This window comes from Paenibacillus sp. FSL F4-0087, assembly GCF_038020215.1.
Lineage (GTDB): Bacteria > Bacillota > Bacilli > Paenibacillales > Paenibacillaceae > Paenibacillus > Paenibacillus taichungensis.
The window spans coordinates 6,739,756-6,759,466 of the sequence record NZ_JBBODJ010000001.1 but is presented as its reverse complement, the minus strand read 5'-3'; the positions used below and the strand labels follow the sequence as shown (position 1 = coordinate 6,759,466).

Here is a 19,711-nt window from a genome sequence, read left to right as displayed (position 1 = left end):
GCATGATACAACACAGCAATCGACGACGCTTCCTGCCCATTTTATATAAATTACTTATATCCAATCTGGCACTTGTAATTATCCCGATTATAGTCATTGGTTGTTATGCCTATATATCCTCAGCACGTTCAGTGGAGGAACATACACGAAATAACCTTGAGGTAGCAGTGAGTCAGATTCAAAGCAATGTGGAATACAGGGTAGGGGAGATTATTCGCAGTTCAGATGAAATCTATCAGGATCAGGGGTTATCAACGTTGCTTTCGGGCTATTATCTGGACTGGGAGAAGTATCAGGTGACAACGCAATATGTGATGCCAAGACTTGAATCGGCTACCAATCTGCCCAAATCCAAAATCAAGCTCTCCCTGTATTTGCATGCACCTACCATCAGTGAATTTTACTACAATGAAACGGAGCAGTCACTGATCGCTGGAGAAAGACAGTATGAGATTTTGCATACCAGCCGGATTGTGGATAAGGCATGGTACCAGAATCTGCGCATCGGTTACGACGAAATGAAATGGCAGCAAATTGAGAACGATGCCGAATACGGATATATCTCTTTGTTAAGACATGCCATTAATTACGAAACGTTTCAGTCCATTGGCCTTATTCGAGCTTCCGTTAAGTTGAAAGATATTTTTGAAGATGTTGACTTCAATCAATTAGGGGAAGGGACGAAGCTGTTTGTACTCGATCAGGATGAACAGCTCCTCTATTCGAGTTCGCCTGGCGGTTCCTTGCCTTATACTGCCGAGGAGTTGAATGAATCCCGTGATTATCTGAAAATCTCCAAACCGATTCACAATATTCCTGTTCAGATCGTTGCACTGGTCCCCAATGCATCCTTTAAGGACAATTCTCAGAAAGTTCGGAACGTGACCATCATCATATGTGTCATCAGCATTCTTGTCATGACCCTTGTCAGTTTCATTATGGCACGTATGTTCTCCAGCCGCCTCTCCAAACTCGTAGTATCACTTGAAGCTTTCAAAGAAGGGGAACTACAACGGCGAATTCAATACACAGGTAATGATGAGTTTGCCATTATTGCGGAGTCTTTTAACGAAATGGCTTCCACTACAGAGCAATTGATTGATGAAGTCTATACGAGCAAGCTGGAGAAGAAGGAAGCAGAACTGCAAATTTTGCATTCAAAAATAAATCCTCACTTTTTATACAACACGTTTTCTTCGATTAGCCGCATGGCAAAGCTTGGGGAAATTGATAAGCTGCATGAGATGATTCGTGCGCTGGCGAAGTTTTATCGTCTTACCCTAAACAAGGGAGAAATGCTGATTCAAGTCGAGAAAGAGCTTCACATTGTTAGAACGTATCTTGATATTCAAAATATTAAATATGCAGAACGAATTCATTATCAGTTAGAAGCTGAACCGGAAACTTTAGGGCTGGAAACAGTTAAATTCATACTGCAACCGTTTGTCGAAAATGTGCTGGAACATGCCTGGTATGACGATGAGATCAAGATTCATATTAAGGTAAAAAAGCAGGCAGAACATGTACACATTGAAGTGCACGATAATGGACTTGGGATGAAACAGGAGATTATAGACGCAATTTTCACCGAAGGAGCAGGTGGTATAGGATACGGAATACGCAACGTGGACCAGAGGATCAAACTTCATTATGGCAAGGACTATGGCGTGAGTATTCGTAGTGAAGTGGGAACAGGTACGGTAGTTACGATTGTTTTTCCGATTAAGTCTCCGCCTTCCAGACAGGAGTAGTTCCGTGCAAAGTTACACTTATCGTTGCTCGGTATAGTATTTTTTGTAAGCGTACCCAATTTAAAATGAAAAGGAGCCGATACATCTTCATATTCCACATCATGACTTCGGTACCTATCACCCATTGAAGGGGGTATTTTAAGACATGGCATCAAGAAGTAAAAGAAGAGCATTTGCTGGCAAAGGATTGGCGATTGCATTGATCGCTGCATTATTTACCACCTTGTTTCCGGGCTTTGTCCCATCCAAAGCTCAGGCTGAACCTGCATCCTATCTATTGTCTAGCAATCGACCAGCTTATGCTTCATCAACTGAAGGAAATAATACGGCGAATCTCGCCGTTGACGGTTCCAGTGGCACCAGATGGTCGAGTGCCTGGGGCAAAGATCCGCAGTGGCTGTATGTAGATCTGGGTGACACTGCTACGATTGACAAAGTACGCATCCAATGGGAGGGAGCATATGCCAAGGCTTATCAAGTTCAGGTTTCAACCGATGAAGTGAACTGGAATGACATCTACAATACAGCTACAGGCAATGGCGGGACTGATGAGCTCACCGTTAATGGAAGCGGCCGCTACGTACGCATATTAGGGACAGAAAGGGCCCTCGCCAACTATGGTTACTCGATCATTGAATTGGAAGTGTACGGAACGGGTGGAACCGGTGTACCACCTGTTACATATGGACCGGATGTGGCTCAGGGTAAGCAAGTTACCGTCTCTTCCTATGAACAATCCGATTATCTGCCCCCTGGGGCAACACTTCCGGAGAATGCAGTCGATGGGAATTCCTCTACCCGATGGGGTTCGAATCATACGGATGACGAATGGATCTATGTGGATTTGGGCAGCAAGCGGAACATTGGACGAGTGGTTCTGAACTGGGAAGGGGCTGCAGGACGTGCCTTTGATCTGCAAATCTCCGATGATGCCACTGCCTGGACTACCGTGTACCGGGAGCTGCATGGCAATGGAGGGAAACAGGATATTTCGATGTATGCATCCGGACGTTATGTCAAAATGCAAGGCATCGGAAGAGCGACCAATTTTGGCTACTCTCTGTTTGATTTTGAAGTATACGACTATGTAGACGGAACGCCGAAGCCATCCTACCCTATCCCTGAATTGCCAAGTCCCAGCACGGTTCAGGTAGGGAAGGGTAGTTATCTGACGAATGACATCCGTATGCCTCAGCCCAAATATCCTTCCTATAAAACGGATAACGTTCAAGCACCTATCGCGTCTAATGACTGGTGGCAATCCCTGCTTATTAAGCCGCTCAGCGATTCCATTATTACACTGCCACTCAAATCCAAGTTCTACCCCCAAGGGCTCGGGCTTTTGAACCCAGGGGAAGGATGGATTAATGGAGATGGAAGTGCAGTGAATGCAGACGGCAACCCGGATCTGTATTTTATGTCCACCAATATTAATGCCAATAATATGGAAACCCGAGTAAGCGGGTACAGCGATTATGCGGTAGATACGATTTTGAGTGACGATGCTTCAGCAAAAATGAAAACGACCTTTGTAAAGGGTTCACCATATGTATTTATGGAATTCAACAATCCTAACACAGCCGAAATCTTTTCTTCACTCATTACCAAAGTCGTGAATGGTAATGGAGAAACGGTATTGCAATCGGATGGTGATACCTTTACGGGGGATCATATTGGCATTCAGTTGGAGAATCAAAGTGGCGATCCGGCTGGGGGAAAAGAGGAACGGTACTACGGAATATTTGCCCCAGAAGGAACTGTATTCAAAAAAGCGGGAGCCAAGATCAAACTCCAGCTTGGAGGCGGGAAAGGTTATCTATCCGCAGCGACAATGCCGTCTTTAACGGATCTAAATCAATTCCATGAGCACGCTTATGCCTTTGTAACGAACACAGAGGTTACGTATAACTATAACGAGCAAACGTCTACCGTTACGACCAACTTCAAAGCCGAGACCGAAGTGAAGCGTCCAGGGTTCTCACCGAACACATTGCAGGCCCTATATCCACATCAATGGAAAATTACGAATTCTCCACTTACTTCGCTCACATATCCTTCCATTCGTGGAACGTTGAAAGTGCGGGAAGGAAACCAGTTTACGGTGGAGGATCATTTCTACGGCATGGTTCCCCAGTTCACGGAACCTACCAATGCAGAATACAACCGAGAAGAGATGGTAGCCTATCTCGAAATGCTCAAAACGGAGACAGACAACAATCTGATGGCTGCTGACGCTTACTGGCAAGGCAAAAAACTTCATCCTCTTGCCATGGGTGTACTTGCAGCGAACGAAATGGGAGAGACCGTCTACCGTGACCTGTTCCTTTCCCGCATGAAAGAGATTCTGGTCGATTGGTATACGTACACAGCAGGTGAACCTGATTATTTCCTCTATTACAATGATGATTGGGGAACGATGTACTACAAGACAAGTGAGTTTGGTGCTAACTATGGAATTACAGATCATCATTTCACTTATGGGTATTATGTATTTGCATCAGCGGTGCTGGCTACTTTTGATAAACAGTTCCGGGCAGATTATGGTGATATGGTGGATCATCTTATTCGGGATTATGGCAATCCGTCCAAGAACGATCCGTTGTATCCATCTTTCCGCAGTTTTGATCCTTATCAGGGCCATTCCTGGGCAGGAGGATATGCAGATAATGATAGTGGCAACAATCAGGAAGCTGCTGGTGAATCCCTCTTTGGCTGGGTAGGGCAGTATATGTGGAGCTTGTTAACCAAAGATCAGGATTTCCGAGATGCTGCGATTTACGGATTCACAACTGAACTGAAGGCAATTGAGCAATACTGGTTCAACTATGATGGAGATAATTGGCTCGATGAATGGAAACACGCTTCTGTAGGGCAAGTCTATGGAAGTTCGTATTTCTTTGGTACCTTCTTTAGCGGTGAACCGGTTCATATTTATGGTATTCACTGGCTGCCAACCAGTGAATATCTGACCAGTTATGGTCTGGACAAAACGAAGGCTGCTGGCTTGTATAACGGATTTGTTGCCGATAACGGTGGACCTGAACGAGAATGGCAGCATATTGTATGGCCTATTCAGGCGCTAAGTGATCCGGCTGAAGTGCTTGCCAAGTGGAATGCATCATCGATGCAAAAAAATGAAGTTTTTAATACGTACTGGTTCGTAAACAGTATGGCAACACTTGGTGAACGGACGAAAGACATTTGGGCCACCGGATGGAGCAGTGCAACCGTCTACAAGAAAAATGGAACATATACTGCACAAATCTGGAATCCGACAGATGAGAGTGTAACGGTCACTTTCAAAAATGCATCTGGGACCACTGGAAAAGCTGTTGTTGGGCCTAAGTCTCTGGTAAGAGTCGATCCAACCCAAAATACGCAAGTTTCTGATTCCTGGATTCCCTGGAACGGAGAAAACGGAGGAAATGAAGGTGGAGAAGATGGAGGGGATACGAACGTTAATTTTGCACTTAACAAAAATGTGACCGTTTCTTCAACGGAAGAGCCTTTTGTTGGCAATAATGCAGTCGATGGCAATCCCGAGACACGTTGGAGTTCCGGATTTGGAGATACCCCGGAGTGGATTACGATTGATCTGGGAGAGGCCAAGCAAGTAAAACGCATCAAGCTGAATTGGGAAGCAGCCTATGCTACAGCTTATCGTATTGACGTATCGGAAGATGGTACCGTTTGGAAGGAAGTGTATCATACGCAAGAGGGCAAAGGTGGTCTGGAAGAACTTGCGGTGAACGGAAAAGGAAAATATGTGCGACTCACGGGAGAGAAACGAGCCACCCAATATGGGTACTCACTCTATGAAGTGGAAGTGTATGGTAGAGACTAGACGTTCACAATGTTCTAGACACGGGAACAGCAGATCAGTATATTCTGATCTGCTGTTTGTGTTTAGAGCATGTTTAAGATAAAACGGTACAATGGGGGATTCGCATTTAGGCTGCAGACGTCTTATCAGCATTGTGAAGAGTCTGCGAACGACGCCCAAGCAGATAGCCTGCAAGCGAGGCCAACATCTGCTGGAATACCATGCCGAGTACAACCGGGACGGCAACTGGTGGAGGGAAATAAGATACGGCAAGTACCGCTCCCGCACTAATATTGCGCATGCCTCCGTTGAACACAAGTGCAACCTGATCGGCTTCATTCCAACCGAGTAATCGGGCAACGAAGTAGCTTAGAGCATAGCCAAATGAGGCCAGAAAAATAATGATGGCTGCTAGACCAGCGAGCTGCCAGTTAAAGTCAGCCAAATAGGGAGCAACAACAGAACCATTAATCGCGACAACCGCTGCCATGAACAATTTGGAGAACGGATTCAGTCTGGGCCCCCAGACCGGAACAATGGCCCCTTTGGTCCATTCATTCAAAAGCATTCCGAGCAAGGAGGGGACAACGATCATCCAGAACAGACTGCTCATCATGGCTGCAATATCCAACGATACGCTAGTGCCAATCAGCAAGGATAACACACCGGGTACCACGAAAGGAGCAAGCATGGTGTCAATCAGGATAATCGACAGCGTCAGAGCGATATTGCCCCGATAGATGCTGACCCAGATAAAACTGCTCACACCTGTCGGAATAACGGCAGCCAGAACAAGGCCCGTTATCGTGTAGGCATCCGTTGGGAAGACCAGGTGACCCATGCCTAGAGCAATGAGAGGCATCGCCAGATGCAGAATAAACAGACAAACAAACAGTGGAAAAGGCTTCTTCAGCACGTTCACAAAATCCCGTATCCCGAGACTGATGCTTCCGGCAAACGTCATGAACGCAAAAAGCCATGGCGACAAAAAGGTATAAGAAGAAAGAAGACTCCCGCAAAGAACGCCAATAATAATGCTGATTGGGGTAATCAGTGGCATGATGCGGTTCAAGCGTACATTTAAGGCCTGAAGCATATTCATGACATCCCTTTACCGTATGATTCCTTTATTATACATGTTAATAACGCTGAGTGCAGACCCATTTGCAATGTAGCATACGGAGCAGTTATCATAAATCTGGAAGAAACACTTCAAGTTGAAGAAGGGGAGATAGTCATGATTAAAGGGAAAAGAAAGCACACATTGATGATGGCAGGCCTCATTGCGTCAAGTATTCTTGTGATATCCGCCTGTTCTGTTGTAGAACAAGCGAATCAAAGTTTGAATTACGTTAGTGGGGCTACTGATTATATAGAGCAAGTATCGAACGCCGGAGCCGAACTGCAAGAACTCGCATCAGGAGCGGTGAGTAACCCGGAAGTAACAACTCAGGTACAGGAGAAAATAGATCAGATTCAGGCGGAAGCCAGCGAATTCTCTCAGCTTACCGCACCAGCGATAGGGGAAAGCATTCATGAAAATCTGGTCAGTTACAACAATCAATTAACCGAAGTGGTGGGTCAATTTGAGAATACGCTTGCAGAGCAGGGCTTTACGGCAGAAAACTGGGAGAAGACAGGGATTCCTGAATTGATCACCAATATTAATGGTTTAAAAGATCCATTAAGCGGTCTTGGAATCGAAGTCAATTAAGATTTAAACAGTCTAGGCCTTGAGCATTAGCAGGTTCATCTCATGGAAAAGGACGATATACCGGAGTGATGTTAATCACTTCCAGATATCGTCCTTTTTGCTTTTTCTAATATTAAGATGATGATTTGCCACGAATTTTGGAACTTAGATCTTCAATCTGTTCATCCAGTACATTTCCTGCTTTACTTAGAAACCCTGTAATAAGCTCCAGTTCTTCCTCAGTGTAAGTGGAAGCCAGTTTAACCATAGCTGCGTGAAGGGTGAGGTACGTACTGCTGACCTCTTCCTTGTTTTCGTACAAAGGCACAATGATGACTTTACGGCGGTCAGTGGGGTCATTTTCCCGGCGAACAAAGCCGTTCTTCTCAAGCCTGTCAATTAATGTCGTGACACTCCCTGTGGCCAGACCGGTAAGTTTTGACAGCTCACCTGCAGTGATTGGACCTTTCTCGCGCAGGATATCCACGGATATGAAATCGTTATTGTACAAGCCTAAAGAGGCAGCCACATGCTGCTGATATAAAACGGTTCGTGTACCCAGGCTCCGCATGCGCAACGTAAAATTCTCCTGTAATTCGGTAGGTTGTTGTTCATGTTCTCTTGACAAAAGATAACCCTCCTCTTAAGATGACATATATCTTGATTATCGAGATATTAGATTTACAAGATAATAAATTTTGGAGATACTAGATTGACGTATGATTAATTTCAACTTATTTTAACGAACTCTGTACTTATTTGCAAAGGGGACGATCGATTTTGAGAGACACAATGATGATTAAAGGTGCACGGGAGAACAACCTGAAGAATATTTCACTTTCGATTCCGAAGTATAAATTGGTTGTTCTAACGGGTCCGTCCGGCTCCGGCAAATCCACGCTGGCAATGGATACCCTTCAGCGAGAATGCCAGAGACAATACATGGAATCGATGGGATTAACATCGGATTCGATCAGCAAACCAAAGGTGGAGTCGATCACAGGTCTTTCTCCATCCATCAGCGTAGGACAGCACATTACTAACCGGAATCCACGCTCAACAGTAGGAACAGTGACAGACATTTACACTTACGTTCGTTTCATTTTTTCCAGACTAGGAGAGCGTATATGTCCATCCTGTAATGGCACCATTTCGCCATCGTGGGAAGCGGCTGGTCATCTAACTGAGGAAGACGAATACATGGGTCATCAGACTATACTTTGTCCCCATTGCAATACCAAGCTGGAGAAGCTGGGTATGTCACACTTTTCGTTCAATAAACCGGAGGGTGCTTGTGATATATGTAGTGGACTGGGTCATGTGGCATTAATCAACGAAGCGGCTGTATTCAATCCTGAGCTTAGTGTGCGGGATGGAGGTGTAGCTTCGTTAAATGGTGTGCATCGGGATATTCAGATCCGAATTCTAGTTGCAGCTGGAAAGCATTTTGGATTCGGATTCGATCCGGATCGGCCATTGAAGGACCTTGGTGAAATCGAGCGTGATTTGCTGTACTACGGCGTCGATAGCGAAGAATTCAAGCAGCATTACCCTAATATCAAACCCATCCAGGGAACCAAGTTCGAAGGTGTAATCCCCGGATTGTGGCGACGCTATAAGGAAAAGGAAGGAGAAGGTGGTGGAACGGAAAAAGACGGACGTTTTTTTCATCAACAGCAGTGTCCTGAATGTCAGGGAGCTCGTTTGAAAAAAGAAATTCTTTCGGTAAGCGTAGCTGGCGCATCCATCTCCGACGTCACCAACTGGTCATTCAGTAAAGTGTTGGAATGGACAGTAGGACTACAAGAAGTGATTTCACCCGAGGCACATCACTTGCTTGATCCAATTCTTCATGATCTGCCCACCAAATTGAAGCGCATTATGGATGTTGGACTTGGCTATCTCTCCATGGATCGTCAGACCGTAACTTTATCGGGTGGTGAAGCTCAGCGATTACGACTTGCATCGCTTCTAGGCTCTGGTTTAACGGGCGTATTGTATATTCTGGACGAACCGACAACAGGGCTTCATCCGAAAGACACCATTGGCCTGATTCGTGTACTTCAGGAGCTTCGTGATCTGGGCAATACGATCCTCGTTATTGAACACGATATTGAGATGATGCGTGCTGCCGATCATGTGATCGACATTGGACCTGGTGCTGGAGTCAATGGAGGGATAGTTGTTGGTGAAGGGAGCCTGGAGGATTTAATGGCAAGTGAGCTTTCGGTTACGGGAGCTTATCTGAGAAATGAATCTTTGGCTAGTCCTTCTTATAACCGAAGAACAGGTACGGGGCAGCATCTTGCCATTCGGGGAGCGCATTTGCGCAACATCGATATTCCGGTTGTATCTTTTCCATTAGGAACACTGATCTCCGTAACGGGTGTTTCGGGGTCCGGCAAATCTACGCTTGTATTTGATATCCTCGCACAGGGTATGGAGTCAAGTCTGAAACCAACAGGTTGTGAAGAGATAACAGGCTTGGAGCACGTCGGTGATATCGTTATTTTTGACCAAACGCCGATGAGCAGAATGCAACGGTCGAATGTGGCCACCTACACCGATGTATTTACGCACTTGCGTCAGCTGTTCGCTGGTTTGCCAGATGCCAAGGCACGAAAGCTCACTGCGAAGCACTTCTCGTTTAATACACCCGGAGGGCGCTGTGAAACCTGTCAAGGTCTTGGGGTATTGTCTGTAGACATGAACTTCCTGCCTGATCTGGAGGTAACTTGTCATGATTGCAAGGGCAGACGGTTCGTGGATGAGGTGTTACAGGTTCAATACGAAGGCTTCTCGATATCTGATGTGCTGAATATGTCAGTGGCCGAAAGTCTGCCTGTCCTGAAAAGTCAGACCAAAATCGCCGATCTCGTAGAGATGTTGTGTGAAGTTGGACTGGGTTACCTCCAATGGGGTCAATCCGTCAAAACATTGTCAGGTGGTGAGGGCCAACGGATCAGGCTGGCAAAAGAGCTGAGTAAAAAGACCAAAAAACACACGCTCTATCTGTTGGATGAGCCAACAACCGGCCTTCATCCGTCAGACATCAAGCAACTCCATATTTTGCTGGATAAGCTGGTTGAGTCGGGGAATACCGTTGTCGTTGTAGAGCACAGTCTGGAATTGATTCGGGAATCCGATTGGGTTATTGACATTGGCCCAGAAGGTGGCGCAGCGGGTGGCGAACTGGTAGCCGAAGGTACGCCGGAGCAGGTGGCGGGAGTCAGAGCCTCCCATACAGGACAATTTTTGAAGCGTATATTAGCCGAAGGGCTTTAATCAGAATGGATAAGGGGAAAAATAATCATGGTAAAAAGCAATAAATTAGGCGTTATTCTTGCAGGCTTGCTGCTTGCCATTCTCATGGCTTCGATGGATAACACCATCGTTGCCACTGCAATTGGTACCATCGTAGGTGATCTTGGTGGATTTGATAAATTAATGTGGGTCACCTCTGCCTATATGGTTGCAGAGATGGCGGGTATGCCGATCTTCGGTAAACTATCGGATATGTATGGCCGCAAGCGATTTTTCATTTTTGGAATCATTGTATTTATGATTGGTTCTGCATTGTGCGGGACGGCGGATTCCATCATTCAGCTCAGTATTTATCGTGCGATTCAGGGAATCGGCGGCGGGGCGTTGATGCCGATCGCATTTACCATTATGTTTGATGTCGTTCCCGCAGACAAACGGGGTAAAGTGGGGGGACTATTCGGTGCAGTCTTTGGTTTATCCAGTATTTTCGGACCTCTTCTCGGAGCCTATCTGACCGATTACATTCATTGGTCCTGGATTTTCTATATCAACCTGCCACTTGGTCTGATCGCCTTTGTCATGATTGCATTCTTCTATAAAGAATCCGTGGAGCATTCCAAACAGAAAATTGACTATTTTGGCGCATTCACACTGGTAGCTTCCATCGTATGCCTCATGTTTGCACTTGAACTTGGAGGCAAGGAATACGCATGGAATTCCAGCATGATCGTGGGTTTGTTTGCTGCGTTCGCCGTGCTGATGACTGCATTTGTGTTCATAGAGCGCCGAGTGGCAGAACCAATTATTACATTTAGCATGTTCAAAAACCGGCTTTATTCCACCAGCAATCTGATGGCCATATTTAGTGGTGCAGCCTTTATTACAGCTTCCATCTATATCCCCATTTATATTCAGGGTGTACTTGGTGGATCGGCCACCAATTCCGGTCTTGTTCTTCTGCCGATGATGCTTGGATCGGTTGTGACAGCTGCGGGTGGAGGAGCCATGCTTACCAAGCTCAGATACCGCTCCATCATGTTACCTACACTCGCGCTGCTGGTTATTGGTATTGCCTTGCTGACAACGTTAACGACAGATTCCTCCCGATTTATGGTGACTATCTTCATGATTCTGGTTGGTCTGGGCATTGGGTCTTCGTTCTCTGTATTGAGCAATGCAGCCATTCACGGTTTCTCAGCAAGACAGCGTGGTTCGGCCAGTTCAACACTTAACTTCAATAGGGAACTCGGTATGACGTTGGGAATCACGGTATTTGGTATCGTACAAAGTCACGTATTTACGAGTAAATTGGTCTCCTTCTTTGGAAATAGTAATGGTAGTGAGCAGGGTGGTGGCGTGAATCTGAGTGATCCTAGCTTAGTCTTAAAACCGGACACTCGTGCTGATATTCCTGCGCCAATGTTGGATAAGATTACAGAAGCATTGTCCTCATCCATCGTTCATACGTTTGCCTGGGCCATCATTCCGGCCGTTATTGCTCTATTGGCTGCTTGGTTTATGAGTAAGGAAAAATTTGACCCTGCATCCGAGTCAGATGAATATTTAGCTTCACACTAGCAAGACTATGTAATGGATTTGTGTGCACGATATGACAATATGTTCTTATCAAAGGAGACCTGCGTTATGTCTGAACAAAATGGAAAAGTAATCATTATCACCGGCGGAGCGAGTGGTATTGGTAAAGAAACAGCGCTTCAGCTTTCGGATCTGGGTGCAACGATTGTCATAGCAGACTATAACGAAGAGGGTGCGAGAAAGCTTGCATCGGAGATTGAAGCAGGTGGCGGCACAGCCGGGGCATACAAAGTGGACGTTTCCAAAGGAGACGAGATCAAAGCTCTGATCGATTGGACCGTAGAGAAATACGGAACATTGAGCGGTATTTTCAACAACGCGGGCATTGGACTCGTGAAGCCATTTCTGGAGATGGACCCGGAATCCTATCACAGAGTAATCGATGTTGACCAACACAGTGTGTATTACGGCATGTATTATGGCGCCAAAAAAATGGTTGAACTGAATGTACAGGGTACCATTGTTAATACAGCTTCGATCTATGGCAGTATTGCTGCGGTGGGAAGCTTTAACTACAATGCAGCCAAGGCAGCTGTCGTAATGATGTCCAAATCCGGTGCCTTGGAACTTGCTGAAAATGGCATTCGTGTGGTTGGTGTAGCGCCAGGCTTCATTGAGACACCGATTCTGGGTGATGACAAAGCGATGAAGGATGCACTTGCCACGCAACATATGCGGGGAGAGCTCATTCAACCGGAGAAAGTTGCGAGTGTGGTTACCTTCTTGTTCAGTGATGCTGCAAGTGCAGTGAATGGTTCAACGATTGCAGTCGATGATGGATTCCTCAGCTTCAAAACAAAATAAGATTTGGACAGTAAGGTAGTGCAGTCCGTTTCTGAAAAATAAAAAAAAGGTGCAGAACGAATAAATCGTTCTGCACCTTTTTTTGCAATCCATATAAGAAGAGTATTTATTATGAAAATAATTCTATATAGTCATCCCGGTAGTTCAGAGATCATGATACAATAAGCAGGCATGCGTCTTTTATCATTTTGTGGTGTCATAGACAATACGCACACCAAGAGAGCCATAGCTCTCTTCTTTATAGTGACATTGGGAGCATGTTTTTGTAGCGCATAACGCATCACTATGAACTTGTAATTTTTCGTTGCATAGTGGGCATTTATTTTCAAAAAGAGTCTTCAACACGTTAAACATGCTTAATCACTCATTTCGGATTAATTTACTTGGTTTTATTATAGCTGATTATTTTAACTGCGTATACTGTTTTTTGCATCTTTTTTACACCGCAAGAAAGGAAGAAAAACCGATGGATACTCTGCTTTTTGTCATCATGTTTATACTGGGTCTGATCGGTTCCTTCTTCTCGGGTTTGTTGGGTATAGGTGGAGCCATAATTAATTACCCGCTGTTGTTGTATGTACCTTCTCTCATGGGGCTGGAACCATTCTCGGCACATGAGGTGTCGTCGATCAGCATGTTTCAGGTGTTTTTTGCTTCACTCGCTGGTGTGATTGCCTACATTAGGAGAACAAGGAAAGGGGATAAGAGTGAAGCTCTTATTCATAAAGGTCTGGTGGCTTATATGGGCTCCAGTATTCTTGTCGGCAGTCTGATTGGCGGCTTCATATCTGGTCATTTGAATGGAGAAGTCATCAATCTGATCTATGGTATTCTGGCCATTATCGCGATTGTACTTATGCTGATTCCCGGTAAGGGAACAGAAGGCTCGGCTCGACAGCTGACATTTAACACATATGTTGCGGCAGGATCGGCTCTTGCCGTGGGAATCGTCTCGGGAATTGTTGGTGCGGGTGGTGCTTTTATATTGATTCCGATCATGCTCACCGTGCTTAAGATCCCTACCCGGACGACCATTGCTTCTTCGCTTGCGATCGTGTTCATCTCCGCCATTGGTGGGGTGGTGGGTAAGATTATGGGTGGAGACATTCCGCTGGAGCCCATCATATATACGGTTATCGGGAGTCTGCTTGGTGCTTCACTCGGTTCCAAAGTGAGTTCAATGATTAATGTGAGACTGCTTCGGTATGGACTGATGGTTCTTATCGCCATTACAGCAGTGAAGGTATGGTCTTCGATTTTGTAAAACCACATAGGATTGCAGCGTCCATGACGATTTCGTAACCAAACGGATGGAATGCCGTATAAAGGGTATGAACATGAGCTGGCGAATTTGTTGTCGCATGAATTCACATCAGTTTTCGTCCATGGAGCACCCTCAAACTCCTTTCATGGATACATGTTTAACATTATGAGAAGTTGAGGTATCCATCCTATGAATAACGTACTCGCAGATCAGGCTGATGCAGGATATCAGCTGGCTGAGCAGAAAGCAGCTCAGTATTTTACTTCTCTTCATGAACAACTTCTGAATAACACGTATATCACTGCGCTTACGCAAGATATTCACTTGTGGCAAAAGAGACATGTTCAACCGTTTTCCTGGTTATCTTTTTTATCACCAAGTCAAAGAAAACCGGATTCCCGGGATGCTCATAGATATATCCATTGGCTGAATGTTACAGGCAAACTGGATGATTACCTGGATCGCAGTATTTCTTATATTTATATGCGGGATCTGGGCAAAGCACTGGATTCCTTGGACACCCAGGCACGCATTCAGCGTGTTGCTCAGGATACCAAAGCGTATTTTATACGTTCAAATACAACCCGTCACAAGGAAAGTCCGGATTATATCAGTCTGGCCGCCTTGTATCGATGGGCTCAGAAGGAGAACGTGGAAAAAGCTGTTATCTGGGTCATCAGCAAATTAAAAAATGTCGCTTCCAATATCCCCAAAGAACTGGACGCAGAACAGGCGCAGCGCAAGCTGCTCAAGATCATTCTGGGCGTTGTTCTGCATGTGAACGATGATATGAATGATGAGACTCCCCAGGCAGAACGTTCCGCGAGGCTGGATGCTGCAATTCGGCTTGGTTATTCTTATGGGCTGACCTATCCATTTATTGATGACCTGCTGGATTCGCAGGCATTGACTGCGCAAGAGAAGGAACAGTATTCTCTCTTGATTCGAAATGCGCTTCTCACCGGAATTGTGCCGGATATCGGCGAATGGAAGGGAGCCAATCTCAAAGTCATTCAATATGTTCATGGAGAGCTGCGTGATGCATTCGAGTATATCAAGAACTACCAGCGCCCTGAGACGCAGCGCACATTCTTCGAGCAATCCTATGTATTCTTTCAATCTCAGGAAATAGACCGTGCCAAGAAACTGTCGAACGCGAATTATTCCAATGAAGAACTTTATATTCCGATTATTATTAAATCCTCATCCTCCAGACTCATTGTTCGCTCCGTGCTCAGTGCATCTGCGGATGAAGGTTTTGATCTGCGGACATTCTACTATGGCATATATAATCAGCTCGCGGACGATTTCGCTGATATGTTTGACGATATGGAGGAAGGGGCAGTGACTCCGTATACCTACTATCTGAAGTATCGTGACCTGCGGCCTGATCTGATCAATCCGTATGAGCTATACTGGGCGGTTATCTCTTATCTGATTCATGAGGTGTACCATTCGGATGCGAAGACACGGGAGGTCATATTGGATCGGGCTATTAATGGTTTAAAGCGTTGTAGAGAACGTTTGGGTCAAGAACAATACAATGAAGTGATGAACATCTTTGCCTCCGGACAACCGGAATTCAATCGCCTCATTCAGCAAATGGTGCGAAAAGCCGGTGATGTGGATTTCTTGGATAAATTGCTGCGGGATCAAGTTATCCTCCAATTGCAGAATGACAAGCGTGAAAAACAGGATTTTCTGGATACGATTCGTACGGTTCGTGAACAGATCAATATTGAATTACAGATATCCAAACCGGGTGGACTTCCGGAGATGAAAGGCACGCTTATTGATGCAGCGAATTACAGTTTGCAAGGAGATGGAAAACGGCTAAGGCCGATCCTAACCTGGGTGATGGGTGTACGTGAATATGGACTGCATGAATCGTCTATCATTCCTCTTCTGAGATCACTGGAATACATGCATACCGCTTCACTGATCTTTGATGATCTGCCGACCCAGGATAATGCTTCGACCCGCCGAGGCCGTTCGACCTTACATCAGGTGCATAACAGCGCAACAGCGGAGTTGACAGGATTATTTCTCATCCAAAAGGCCATTGGCGAGCAATCTTCCCTTAATCAGTTTGATGCCGCAACCGTGCTTACCCTGATTCAATATTCCGCTGAAAAAGCAGAGGATATGTGTATGGGGCAGGCGATGGATCTGAATGCCAAAGGAAAAACGCTCACTTTGGAACAATTGAACATGATCTGTTTCTACAAAACGGGTATTGCTTTCGAGGCTGCACTTGTGATGCCAGCTATTCTGGCACAAGTGAAGGAAGTGGAGATTGCCTCCTTAAAGAAGTTTGCGTATCATGCAGGTATCGCCTTTCAAATTAAGGATGACCTGCTGGATCTGGAAGGGGATTATCAGGTACTCGGTAAGCCGGCAGGACAGGATGCGCGGAACAACAGCTCAACCTTTGTATCCATTCTGGGCGAGGATGGCGCGAAGAAAGAGATGTGGGAGCACTATTGTCTGGCTACCGAGGCGCTCAACGAAATGCCAAAGCCGATTTCTTTTCTGAGACATTTGTTGGATTACATCATTGGACGGGAGCGTTAAAATCTTCCCTGACTAATCCCATTCCCATGTTCAGCATGGTTAAATATGAAATAATACAAAGTTGCCTGGATTCGAATATAAATAGAATCCAGGCCTTGTTTTGCTTATTGACACAAACTTTTAGGAAATGATATGTTTCAACAATTGAAAAATCGGGTATTAAGCAAATATTGTGTTTATACACCAAAAGGAGAGCTTAAGATGCAGGTTCAAAAGGTCGATCATCACGAATTGTTTGAGCAGATTTATAATCAAGCACCTATTGGGATTGCACTTGTTGCTCCAACAGGACAGTGGATGAAAGTGAATCCTGCTTTTTGCAGTATGCTGGGTTATACAGCTCAAGAATTAATCCATCTTCATTACCAGGAGATCACCCATCACGATGATTTTGCACAGGATCTGAAGTACGAAAGCGCACTGTGTGAAGGTAAATCGCAAGAGTACAGGTACGAAAAGCGTTATATTCAGAAAAATGGAGATATTTTATGGATATCAATGCATGTATCATTGGCTCGGAACGAGGTCAGCGGTGAACCGTTATATTTTATCTGCCACGTTGTAGATATTACGGAACATAAAACAACCGAACTAAAGCTGCTTCAAACGGAAGAAATGTTCAAACTTATTTCCGATAATGCACAGGAAATCATCTATATTGCAACTTTTGACGGTATTTGCCGCTATTGTTCTCCTTCCATTTATAATCTGCTTGGTTATACGCCAGAAGAAGTGGTGGGAAATAACAATACCGCTATTTTTCACCCGCAGGACCTGGAACGTGTCTCCCAGATCGATTTGAGCACAGGTCATATGTTGAATATGCAGGTTCATCATAAAGATGGACATCGTCTTTGGTTTGAAACCACCTATAAGGTTATCGGGGAGCCTGGGCAAGAACAACAAATCCTTGCCATTGGTCGAGATATATCGGAGAGAAAGAAACATGAGGAAATTAGTGCAGAAGCTGAACGAATAGCCATGATCGGCAGTTGGGAGTGGAACATGCTGAGTGGCCATGTTTCCTTGTCTGATCAGATATTCGAGATTTTTGGCTTAGATCAAAACAAGCTGTATAAGGCCAGCGATATCTATTCATTCATGGAGCCGACAGAGGGGCAGCGATTGAAGGCATGTATTGAATGGGTGAAAACGGGTCAACCGCTTGATTTTGAATATCGACATCTGGGCTCTGATGGTAAAGAAAAGTACCTTCATCTGCGAGGATTAATTACCTTTGATGAAGATCAACAACCGATACAGTTAAACGGAACTTTGCAGGATATTACAGAGCGTAAACTCGTCGAATTCAAACTTCAGGAATCGGTGGAACGATATACTTCACTCAAAAAATATAATCATGATGCCATCATTTCTTTTGATATGGACGGTAATATCATAAATGCCAACCCGGTAGCTATGAAAATGACCGGATGCCCGGTTGTGGAAATGATCGGAACCAGTATATGCAGGTTTATCGGACCGTATCATCTTGGACTTATTCTTAATAGCCAGTATGAGATGGCTGAAAAAGAAATCAATGCCATTCAGCACGTAAATGGTTCTGAGACAGAAGTTTTGGCAACGCTTGCGCCTATCATTATTAATGAGAAAAACGTAGGGTTCTACCTGATTGCCAAGGATATTACGGAACAGAAAAAGCTTCTTGTAGCCAAAGAGACTGCCGAACGAATGAATAAAGCCAAAAGTGAGTTTTTGGCAATGATGAGTCATGAGATCCGTACACCCATGAACGGCGTAATTGGGATGACGGATTTGCTTCTGGATACGCCTGGACTTAGCGGGGAACAAAAGGAATATATTGAGATTATTCAAAAGAGCGGGGATTCACTGCTTGCGATTATCAATGATATTCTGGACTTTTCCAAAATAGAGTCGGGTAAAACCGATCTGGTGGATGAGCCGTTTGATCTTAAGGAGATTGTGACAGAGACGGTTAAGATCGTAACACCAATGATTCGGGAGAAACAGTTGGATCTTCGTTTAAGCCTGGATGACGCCATTCCTGTTCCCTTGTTTGGGGATGCTTACCGTCTAAAACAGGTCCTAACCAACATCATTGGTAATGCAGTAAAGTTCACCCCGGAAGGCAGTATTGAGATCGAGGTGAAGGTTATCGGACAAGAATACAATGACGTTCAATTTCAGTTTAAGGTGAAGGATACAGGGATAGGAATTCCAGTGGAGAAAAGAAAGCATTTATTCGAAGCCTTCTACCAATTGGAGAATTTCATGACGCGTAAGCCTCAAGGTACTGGACTTGGACTGGCTATCAGTAAGAAGCTTGTAGAACTTATGCAGGGTGATATCTGGATTGAGGATTCGGACGATCCGGGGACCACATTTATGTTTACAGCATCGTTTAAAGCCAGCAACATGGAGGAATTCAACAGATATGATCTACAACAGAAAAAAAATAAAACTGATCAACTTCGAATTCTAATTGCCGAGGACAATGAGGTGAACCAACTTGTTCTGCGCCGGATGATTGAGAAGAAAGGACATCTTGTCGATTATGTAGTGGATGGAATAGAGGCAGTGGAAGCTGTCAAACGAAGTGCGTACGATATTGTGTTCATGGATGTGCACATGCCTAGGCTGAACGGATTCGAAGCGACCAAAGCGATTAAGGAATTAATGCGGCCAGAGGCATGCCCTTATATTGTTGCAGTTACTGCGAACGCAGTTAGAGGGGATATGGACAAATGTCTGAAGGCTGGAATGGATGCGTATGTTAGCAAACCCATTAAAAGTGAATCTATTATGCAAGTGATGGAGGAGTTTTACAAAATAAAGAAATATCCCACTGCATACAATTGATTTCCATATTCCGTAGAAACGGATTTTTGAATGGCAATGGAGCCGCTCCCTTATCGATGATAAGGGAGCGGCTTTTTTTGCATGTTCATATCTCAGAATGC

The 19,711-nt window shown here is 44.9% G+C and carries 11 protein-coding genes; 9 read left to right on the top strand and 2 right to left on the bottom strand.

All coding sequences use genetic code 11. The annotated features are described in order from the left end of the window. The first annotated feature begins 2 nt into the window (after positions 1 to 2). The gene (locus MHB84_RS30450) at positions 3 to 1,751 is read left to right on the top strand and encodes a sensor histidine kinase (protein WP_256716898.1); all 1,749 of its coding nucleotides are present in this window, start codon (positions 3 to 5) and stop codon (positions 1,749 to 1,751) included. A 145-nt stretch (positions 1,752 to 1,896) separates the two neighbouring features. Continuing rightward, positions 1,897 to 5,595 (top strand): discoidin domain-containing protein, encoded by a 3,699-nt coding sequence (locus tag MHB84_RS30445; protein WP_076291119.1) that lies wholly within the window; start codon positions 1,897 to 1,899, stop codon positions 5,593 to 5,595. Positions 5,596 to 5,701: 106 nt separating this feature from the next. Here the strand turns inward: MHB84_RS30445 and MHB84_RS30440 are convergent, their stop codons facing one another. Then, a complete protein-coding gene (locus MHB84_RS30440) occupies positions 5,702 to 6,670 on the bottom strand; it encodes a bile acid:sodium symporter family protein (protein WP_063563531.1) in 969 nt (322 codons plus the stop codon). Between the two features lie 141 nt (positions 6,671 to 6,811). Here MHB84_RS30440 and MHB84_RS30435 point away from each other — a divergent pair, with 141 nt between their 5' ends. Beyond that, positions 6,812 to 7,288 (top strand): DUF6376 family protein, encoded by a 477-nt coding sequence (locus tag MHB84_RS30435; protein ID WP_076291120.1) that lies wholly within the window; start codon positions 6,812 to 6,814, stop codon positions 7,286 to 7,288. Positions 7,289 to 7,400: 112 nt separating this feature from the next. On the opposite strand, the gene MHB84_RS30430 is transcribed toward MHB84_RS30435, so the two are convergent. Beyond that, a complete protein-coding gene (locus MHB84_RS30430) occupies positions 7,401 to 7,838 on the bottom strand; it encodes a MarR family transcriptional regulator (RefSeq protein ID WP_179087214.1) in 438 nt (145 codons plus the stop codon). Positions 7,839 to 8,047: 209 nt separating this feature from the next. Between MHB84_RS30430 and uvrA the strand changes: the two genes are divergently transcribed. The 6 genes from uvrA to MHB84_RS30400 all read left to right on the top strand — a co-directional run bounded on the left by uvrA (position 8,048) and on the right by MHB84_RS30400 (position 19,610). After that, a complete protein-coding gene (gene uvrA, locus MHB84_RS30425) occupies positions 8,048 to 10,552 on the top strand; it encodes an excinuclease ABC subunit UvrA (RefSeq protein ID WP_076291122.1) in 2,505 nt (834 codons plus the stop codon). Between the two features lie 27 nt (positions 10,553 to 10,579). Further along, the gene (locus MHB84_RS30420; RefSeq protein WP_076291123.1) at positions 10,580 to 12,109 is read left to right on the top strand and encodes an MDR family MFS transporter; all 1,530 of its coding nucleotides are present in this window, start codon (positions 10,580 to 10,582) and stop codon (positions 12,107 to 12,109) included. 66 nt (positions 12,110 to 12,175) lie between these two features. Next, entirely contained in the window at positions 12,176 to 12,931 is a 756-nt protein-coding gene (locus tag MHB84_RS30415; protein WP_076291124.1) for an SDR family NAD(P)-dependent oxidoreductase, read from the top strand. A gap of 466 nt (positions 12,932 to 13,397) precedes the next feature. Continuing rightward, entirely contained in the window at positions 13,398 to 14,195 is a 798-nt protein-coding gene (locus MHB84_RS30410; RefSeq protein ID WP_076291125.1) for a sulfite exporter TauE/SafE family protein, read from the top strand. A 189-nt stretch (positions 14,196 to 14,384) separates the two neighbouring features. Continuing rightward, entirely contained in the window at positions 14,385 to 16,769 is a 2,385-nt protein-coding gene (locus MHB84_RS30405) for a polyprenyl synthetase family protein (protein ID WP_076291126.1), read from the top strand. Positions 16,770 to 16,970: 201 nt separating this feature from the next. Then, positions 16,971 to 19,610, top strand: coding sequence for a PAS domain S-box protein (locus MHB84_RS30400; RefSeq protein WP_076291127.1), 2,640 nt, complete (start codon positions 16,971 to 16,973; stop codon positions 19,608 to 19,610). Positions 19,611 to 19,711 lie beyond the last annotated feature (101 nt).